At 71.2% G+C, this 8,069-nt stretch carries 5 protein-coding genes and 1 pseudogene; 2 read left to right on the top strand and 4 right to left on the bottom strand.

The features are described 5' to 3' along the window. Positions 1-176: 176 nt before the first annotated feature. Positions 177-1,331 (top strand): annotated as a pseudogene (locus AC2VNT_RS11055) (FAD-binding oxidoreductase); the annotation flags it as partial. Then, positions 1,328-2,884 (top strand): acetolactate synthase large subunit, encoded by a 1,557-nt coding sequence (locus AC2VNT_RS11050; RefSeq protein ID WP_486946894.1) that lies wholly within the window; start codon positions 1,328-1,330, stop codon positions 2,882-2,884. The pseudogene AC2VNT_RS11055 and the gene AC2VNT_RS11050, both read left to right, overlap by 4 nt. Before the next feature lie 18 nt (positions 2,885-2,902). Here the strand turns inward: AC2VNT_RS11050 and AC2VNT_RS11045 are convergent, their stop codons facing one another. The 4 genes from AC2VNT_RS11045 to AC2VNT_RS11030 form a co-directional block, all read right to left on the bottom strand. Then, the gene (locus AC2VNT_RS11045) at positions 2,903-4,735 is read right to left on the bottom strand and encodes an acyl-CoA dehydrogenase (RefSeq protein ID WP_486946893.1); all 1,833 of its coding nucleotides are present in this window, start codon (positions 4,733-4,735) and stop codon (positions 2,903-2,905) included. 142 nt (positions 4,736-4,877) lie between these two features. Next, the gene (locus tag AC2VNT_RS11040; protein WP_486946892.1) at positions 4,878-6,065 is read right to left on the bottom strand and encodes a CaiB/BaiF CoA transferase family protein; all 1,188 of its coding nucleotides are present in this window, start codon (positions 6,063-6,065) and stop codon (positions 4,878-4,880) included. Between the two features lie 49 nt (positions 6,066-6,114). Continuing rightward, entirely contained in the window at positions 6,115-7,284 is a 1,170-nt protein-coding gene (locus tag AC2VNT_RS11035; RefSeq protein ID WP_486946891.1) for an MFS transporter, read from the bottom strand. A gap of 13 nt (positions 7,285-7,297) precedes the next feature. Then, entirely contained in the window at positions 7,298-7,969 is a 672-nt protein-coding gene (locus AC2VNT_RS11030; RefSeq protein WP_486946890.1) for a cutinase family protein, read from the bottom strand. Between the last annotated feature and the right edge of the window lie 100 nt (positions 7,970-8,069).

Here is an 8,069-nt window from a genome sequence, read left to right as displayed (position 1 = left end):
ACAACCTCCGGGCGGGCCAGAAACACCTGCCGGGCCAGATCGGGATCAGTGACGACCACGGTAGGTCCGAAGATCGGGGATTTCATGTTGAACGCGGCACCGTATCGGCGGGCCAGCCACTGCATCACCCGCCGCCGGGCAACGATGAACAGCAGCCCCTGCACGACCTTCGGCAGGCGCGGCCGTGCCCGGGCGGCCTGCTCATCTCGTTCCAGCTGATGAACACGATCGTCGAGGTCGACCCGGACGACCAGGTGGCGGTGGTGCAGCCCGGGGTCACCCTGGCCGACCTGGACACCGCGACGGCGGCGCACGGACTGATGTACACGGTCTTCCCCGGCGAGCTGAGCGCCAGCGTCGGCGGCAACGTCGGCACCAACGCCGGCGGCATGCGCGCGGTCAAGTACGGGGTGACCCGGCACAACGTGCTCGGGCTGCAGGCCGCGCTGCCCACCGGGGAGCTGATCCGCACCGGCGGCAGGATCACCAAGCTGTCCACCGGCTACGACCTCACCCAGCTGATCATCGGCTCGGAGGGGACCCTGGCGCTGGCCACCGAGGTCACCGTGCGGCTCTACCCGCGGCTGACCCACTCGGCCACCCTGCTGGTCCCGTTTCCCGACCTGCCCGCGGTGCTGCGCGCGGTGCCGGTCACGGTGCGCAGTGGCGTGGACCCCAACATCCTGGAATACATCGACAAGCTCACCCTGGCCGCGATCAGCTACTCGCAGAACCTCAGCCTGGCCATCGCCGACGACATCCGGGAGCGGGCAGAGGCATACCTGGTGATCGGCGTGGCGAACCGCGACCGTGATCGGCTCGACGATGACGTGGCGCTGCTGGCCGAGCTGGTCGACCCGCTCGGGGCGTTGGACGTCTATGTGCTGGAAGGCAACTCCGCGCACGCGCTGATCGAGGCGCGCGAGCGGGCGTTCTGGACCGCCAAGGCCGCCGGCGCCCACGACGTGATCGACACCGTGGTGCCGCGCGCCCGGATGCACGAGTTCCTCACCCGGGCAAGCGAACTGGCCCAGCAGGCCGAGGCCGGGGTGGTCGGCTGCGGACACGCCGGCGACGGCAATGTGCACCTGGGGGTGTTCTGCGCCGACGACGACGTCCGGCACGCGCTGTTGCGCGACATCTTCGCGGCCGCGATGCAGCTCGGCGGCGCCATCTCCGGTGAGCATGGCCTGGGCCGGGTCAAGATGCGGCACTTCCTGGAGTTGGCGGATCCGGTGCAGGTCGCCCTGATGCGCCGGATCAAGGATGCATTCGACCCGGCCGGCATCCTCAATCCCGGGGTGATCTTCGACGGAGAGGCGATTCGATGACCAACGGCGCGCAGGCCCTGATCACCACCCTGGTCGACTGCGGGGTGCAGGTGTGCTTCGCCAACCCCGGCACCTCGGAGATGCACTTCGTGGCGGCACTGGACGCGGTGCCGGAGATGCACGGGGTGCTCTGCCTGTTCGAAGGGGTGGCCACCGGCGCCGCGGACGGCTACGCCCGCATCGCCGGCAAGCCGGCGGCCACCCTGCTGCATCTAGGGCCCGGGCTCGGCAACGGGCTGGCCAACCTGCACAACGCCCGGCGCGCGCACGTGCCGGTGGTGAACGTCGTCGGCGACCACGCCACCTACCACAAGAAGTACGACGCGCCGCTGGAGTCCGACATCGAGCCGCTCACCGACTGGACGCACGGCTGGACGCGACGTACCGGAGCCGGCGCCGACGTGGGCCGGGACACCGCCGAGGCGGTGGCCGCCGCGATGGCCAGCCCGGCGTGCGTCGCCAGCCTGATCCTGCCGGCCGACATCTCCTGGGACGACGGCGCGCAGCCGTCCGGCCCGGTGCAGCCGGTTCCGCCCGCGGCCCCCGACCCGCAGGCCGTCGCCGAGGCCGCCGGCGTGCTGCGCGGCGACGAGCCTGCCTGCCTGCTGATCGGCGGGCCGGCCACCGGGCTGCGCGGCCTGGCCGCCGCCGACCGGATCGCCGCGGCCACCGGTGCCCGGGCGCTAGTGGAGACCTTCCCGGCCCGGCTGGCCCGCGGCGCGGGCGTGCCGGCCCTGGATCGGCTCGGCTACCTGGCCGAGCAGGCCGCCTACCAGCTCGACGGGATCAAACACCTGATCGTCGCGGGCACCCGCGCGCCGGTGTCGTTCTTCGCCTACCCGGGCAAGCCCAGCGACCTGGTGCCCGAAGGCACGACGGTGCACAACCTGGCCGGGCCGGAGGTCGACGTGGTGGCCGCGCTGGAGCAGCTGGCGCAGTCGGTCGCCGCCGGAGTCGAGCCGCGTCCGGCGCCGGCCGCCGTGCCGGAGCTGCCGTCCGGGGAGCTGACCGCGCAGAACTGGGTGCAGGTGATCGGTGCGCTGCTGCCGCCGGACGCGATCGTCTCCGACGAATCGAACACCTCCGGGCTGTTGCTGCCGGCGGCCACCGCCGGCTCACCGCACCACGACCTGCTCACGCTCACCGGCGGTGCGATCGGGCAGGGCCTGCCGGTCGCCGTCGGCGCGGCGGTCGCCGCGCCGGACCGGCCGGTGATCGCGCTGCAGGCCGACGGCAGCGCCGCCTACACCATCTCCGCGTTGTGGACGATGGCACGCGAGGACCTCAACGTGACCACGGTGCTGCTCAACAACAGCGCCTACGCCATCCTGCGGATGGAGCTGGCCCGGGTCGGCGCCGCTGCCGGCGGCCCGAAAGCGAACGAACTGCTCGACCTGGCCCGGCCGAACATGGACTTCGCCAAGATCGCCGCGGGCTTCGGGGTACGGGCGAGTGTGGCGACCAGCTGCGAGGAGCTGGCCGACCAGTTCCGCCGGGCGCTGATCACACCGGGGCCGCACCTGATCGACGCGCGGATTCCACCGCTGATGTGAGCCGAGGCGCGGCTCCGGTCAGAGCGCCGCCTGGTCGAGCTCCATCACCTCGCCGTCGAGGGAGCCGATGACGTCGCGCACCGCCGACAGCAGCGGAAGCATGTTGTGCGCGAAGAACTTCGCGACCGCGACCTTGCCCTGGTAGAACGGCCGGTCCCGGTCGTCGGCGCCGGCGGCCAGGGCCGCCTGCGCCACGGCGGCCTGCACGATCAGCCGCCAGCCGATCAGCAGGTCGCCGACGGCGAGCAGGAAGCGCACCGATCCCAGCCCGACCTTGTACAGCTGGTCGGGGTGCTGCTGGGCGGCCATCAGGTAGCCGGTCAGGGTGGCCGCCATCGCCTGCACATCGGCCAGCGCGGTGGCGAGCCGGCCGAGCTCGGGCCCGAGCGCGGGGTTGCCCGCGTCGATCGTCGCCGAAATCTGCGCCGCGACGTGCGCCAGCGCGGCACCGCGGTCCCGGACGATCTTGCGGAAGAAGAAGTCCAGCGACTGGATCGCGGTGGTGCCCTCGTAGAGCGAGTCGATCTTCGCGTCGCGGACGTACTGCTCGATCGGGTAGTCCTGCAGGTAACCCGAGCCGCCGAGTGTCTGCAGCGACTCGGTCAGGACCTCGTAGGCGCGCTCCGAGCCGACCCCCTTGACGATCGGCAGCAGCAGATCGTCGACGTGATGCGCCATCTCCGGATCCGCACCCGAGACATGCTGCGCGACATCGGCGTTCTGGTGCGCGGCGGTGTACAGGTACACCGCGCGCAAGCCCTCGGCGTAGGCCTTCTGGGTGAGCAGGCTGCGCCGGACGTCCGGGTGGTCGATGATCGCGACCCGCGGTGCGGTCTTGTCGGCCATCTGGGTCAGGTCGGCGCCCTGGATGCGCTCCCGGGCGTAGGCCAGCGCGTTGAGGTAGCCGGTCGACATCGTCCCGGCCGACTTGACGCCCACGCTCATCCGGGCGTTCTCGATCACCTTGAACATCTGGGCGATGCCGTCGTGCGTCCCGCCGACCAGATAGCCGACCGCGGGCGTGCCGTGCGCGCCGAAGGCGAGTTCGCAGGTCGGCGAGGACTTCAGGCCCATCTTGTGCTCGACGCCGGTGACGAAGACGCCGTTGCGGGCGCCGAGCTCTCCGGTCTCGGAGTCGAACAGGAAGTTCGGCACGTAGAACAGGCTCAGCCCCTTGGTGCCCGGCCCGGCACCCTCCGGCCGGGCCAACACGAGGTGGAAGATGTTCTCCGCGGTGTCGCCGACGTCGCCGCCGGAGATGAACCGCTTCACCCCGTCGATGTGCCAGCTGCCGTCGGGTTGTTGGATCGCCTTGGTGCGTCCGGCGCCGACGTCGGAGCCGGCGTCCGGTTCGGTCAGCACCATCGTTCCCGACCAGCCCTTGTCGCACGCCAGCCTCGCCCAGTGCTGCTGCTCGGCGGTGCCGACCTCGGCCAGGGTGTCGGCCATCGCCGGCCCGAGCATGTGCAGGAACGCCGCAGACGGATTCGCCGACATGACCATCTCCTGGATCGCCCACACCAGCGGCGCCGGGGCGGGGACACCACCGATGTGCTCGGCCAACCCGATGCGCCACCACTCGGCGTCCTTCACCGCCTGCACCGTCTTGGCCAGCGGGTCCGAGACGATGATCCGGTGTTCGGCGGCCAGAAACTCCGGCGGATTGCGGTCGGCGTCGACGAACGAGTCGGCGATCACGTCCTCGGCGAAGTGGCCGACCTCGCCGAGCATGGTGCGGGCGGTGTCGGCGTCCAGGTCGCCGTAGCCGCCGGCGTCGAGGAGATCGCCGAGGCGCAGCACCTCGAACAGGTTGAACTCAAGATCGCGGACGTTGGCGATGTAGTGCGTCACGGTGCTCCCTGGAAGAATCGGTCGACGCCAGAGCATTTCCGATCAACGTCTGGATACGCAACCGTAAGTTCTGCGAGGACACCGCGATTCACCGGCAAGCTACGGTTACGGAACCGCAGGGTCCCAGGTCAGCCGGGTGTGGCTACCGTACGATTCCGTCGTCACGAAGTCCGGTGATCTCCCCGGCGCTGAACCCGAGTCCGGTCAGCACGGCATCGGTGTGCTGGCCCAGCGCCGGGACCGCCCCCATCGCCAGCTCCACGTCGGCGAAGGTCATCGGCGGCAGCACCGCGCGCACCGGCCCGGCGTCGGTGTCCACGTCACGCCAGCGATCGCGAGCCGACAGCTGCGGGTGACCCACCAGGGCTTGGATGTCGTTCAGCTCCGCCGCCGGGACCCCGGCCGCCGCCAGCGCGTGGTCGAGGGCGGCCGTGGTGAACCGCCCGGTCTGCTCGGCCACCGCTGCGTCTACCTGCGCCCGGTGCCGTACCCGCTCGATGTTGGTGGCGAACCGTGCGTCCTCGGCGAGTTCGGGCCGGCCGAAAACCTCGGTGACCAGCGTCCGCCAGCCGCGGTCGTTCTGCACGCCGATGAGGATCTGCCCGTCGGCGGTCGGGTAGGCGTCGTAGGGACAGATCGCCGCGTGCCCCAACCCCATTCGCTTGGTCTGCACCCCCTGATACAGCTGCAGGTACATCTGGTGACCCAGCCACTCCGTCGTCGCGTCGAACATCGACACGTCGACCGTGGCGCCGAGTCCGGTGCGCTCCCGGCGGAACAACGCGGCTTGCACCGCGGTCAGGGCATACATCGCGGCGGCGATGTCGGACGCCGGGATCCCGGTCTTGACCGGCGCAGCTGCGGTGCCGGTGACCGAGCACAGGCCGGTCTCGGCCTGCACCAGCATGTCGTATGCCTTGCGATCCCGGTACGGGCCCGCGGTGCCGTAGCCGGTCATGTTGACCACGACCAGGTCCGGGTGGTTCCGCCGGAGTTCGTCGGCGCCGAGCCCGAGGCGCTCCACGGCGCCGGGTGCGAAGTTCTGGATGAAGACGTCCGCTTCGGCGATCAGCCGGCTGACCACGGGCGGCCCGTCCGGATGCTTCAAGTCCACGCTGATCGATTCCTTGCCCCGGTTGAGCCAGACGAAGTGCGACGCCTGGCCGAGCACCGCCGCGTCGTAGCTGCGGGCGAAGTCCCCCTCGCCGATCCGCTCGACCTTGATCACCCGGGCGCCCAGGTCGGCGAGGTGGCGGCTGGCCAGCGGAGCCGCGACCGCCTGTTCCAGGCTGACCACGGTCACTCCGTTCAGGGGGAGGGCGCTACTCATCGGCGCCGCTCCTCCTCATCGCTGCGCTCTGCATCGTCACCAGCGCCGCTCATCGGCCTCCTTCGGTGTCGATCGCCGGCGTGTTCCCGACGCTCAGCACGGCGGCGCCGACCAGGCAGAGCGCCCCGACGACGACGAACGGTGCCCCGACGGACCGGGTGAACATCCCGGTCGCGGAGAGCGGGGCGACCAGCCGCGCCAGGGCAAACAGTCCCTGAGCGAAGCCCAGCACGGCGCCGCGGCTCTCGACCGGGCTGGCCAGGGAGAAAAGCGTTGGCACCAACGGAATGACCAGCCCCGCGCCGATGCCGACGAGGCCGACGCCGACGATCACCGGGGCGGGCGTGCTACCCAGGCCGACCACGATCAGCCCGGTCGCGGCGACAGCCAACCCGCCGAGGAGCAGCCGACGCTCGTCGGTCCGGCTCGCCGAGCGTCCGACCACGCCCAACTGCACGGTGACCATCGCGACGCCGAGATAGGCGAAGAGCCAGGCGTTGGGGGCCTCGGCCCAGTGCAGCACGCGGTAGGTGAACAGCGGCAGCACCGCTTCCAGGGTCACCAGCACAGACCCGAAGATCACCGTGGTGACAGCCAGCCGTTGGATCCACCGCGACCGCAGCAGGTCTCGCCAGCGCAGCTTGGGAGCGCCCGGATGGGCGGCTCGGCTCCGTGGTTTGGTCTCCGGCAGCAGGGCGCCGATCAGCACGGTGTTTCCCGCCGACAGCGCGGCGGCGGTCCAGAACGGCGCGGTCGGCCCGAACGCCGACAGCACGCCGGCCAGGGCCGGGCCGGCGGCGTGGGCGGCTCCGATGGCGGCGGCAAGGTAGGCCATCGCGTGCGCCAGCCGGCCGGGCGGCGCCCAATCGGCGACCGCGGCCTGGCCGACGCTGAGGATCGCGGTGCCGAAGCCGCCCACCGCCTGGGCGACGAGCAACACCGGCAGCGATCTGGCGGACGCGATCATCGCGAAGGAGATCGTCGCCACCGCCAGCGAGGTCACCACGACCGGTCTGCGGCCGAACCGGTCCGACAGCGCCCCCAGCACCGGGGTGCAGCTGAGTTCGGCGGCGGAGAAGGCGGTGAGCAGCACCCCGACCATCAGCGGAGCCGCCCCGAGCCGGCTCGCCCACAGCGGCAGCAGCGGCGACATCAGCTTCCAGCAGGTGAACTCGACGAAGATGCCCCCCATAACCAGGGCCAGCGGCGACCGGTTCACAGTGGTCCGCGGCCTATAGGTGACTGACCGCGTACGACGCGCCCCGGTCGATCAGGCCCTGCTGGGCGTAGGCGTTGTGGGCACTGAAGTTGACCCCGTCCGAGCAGATCGGGTCACCGGTGGTGCACAGTTCGATGGTTTTGCCGGTGTACAGCGGCCCGATCAGCACGGGTGGTTCACCGATCATGGCCAGCGTCTGCACGCTCGGCTTCCCGAGCAGGACGACCGCGGCGACGTGATCGGCCAGCTCCGGCGGGAGCGGTCGCGGCAGGCCGGCGGCGTCCACCCCGTCGGGGATGACGTCGGCGGTGACGTAACCCATCACCGCCGCCCCCTGGGAGAAGCCGCCGAGCACCATCTTCGTCTCCGGGCAGGCCGCGGCGGTCGACTCGATGTGGGTGCTGGCGTCCCGGATGCCGGCGATCCCGGTGGGCCAGTCTCGGCTTGCCGGGTAATCGACCGCGTACACCCCGAGCGAGCGGCCGCCGAGCATGCTGCGCAGCGCGTCGACAAACAGCTGGCCGGTCTTGCCGAGCCCGGGCTCCTCACCGGTGCCGCGGGCGAACATCGCCTCGACGTCGGGACATGGCTCGGCCGGTGCGGGTGGGGCAGTGGTGGTGCCCAGCACGGCCGCGACGGTCAGCGCCGCCGCGGCGAGCAGACGGAGTACGACGGATCCGGTCACGCCGCCATGCTGTCACACCTGCGGAATCCCGCGGATACACAGGTGTGCGCGGCGCGGGCACCGGCTTGGATTCAACTTCCCGACCCTTCCTGGTCCCGGG

The organism is Mycobacterium sp. TH-M15, assembly GCF_057473705.1.
The sequence above is the reverse complement of the archived record's forward strand: the minus strand, read 5'-3'. Positions and strand labels throughout refer to the sequence as shown.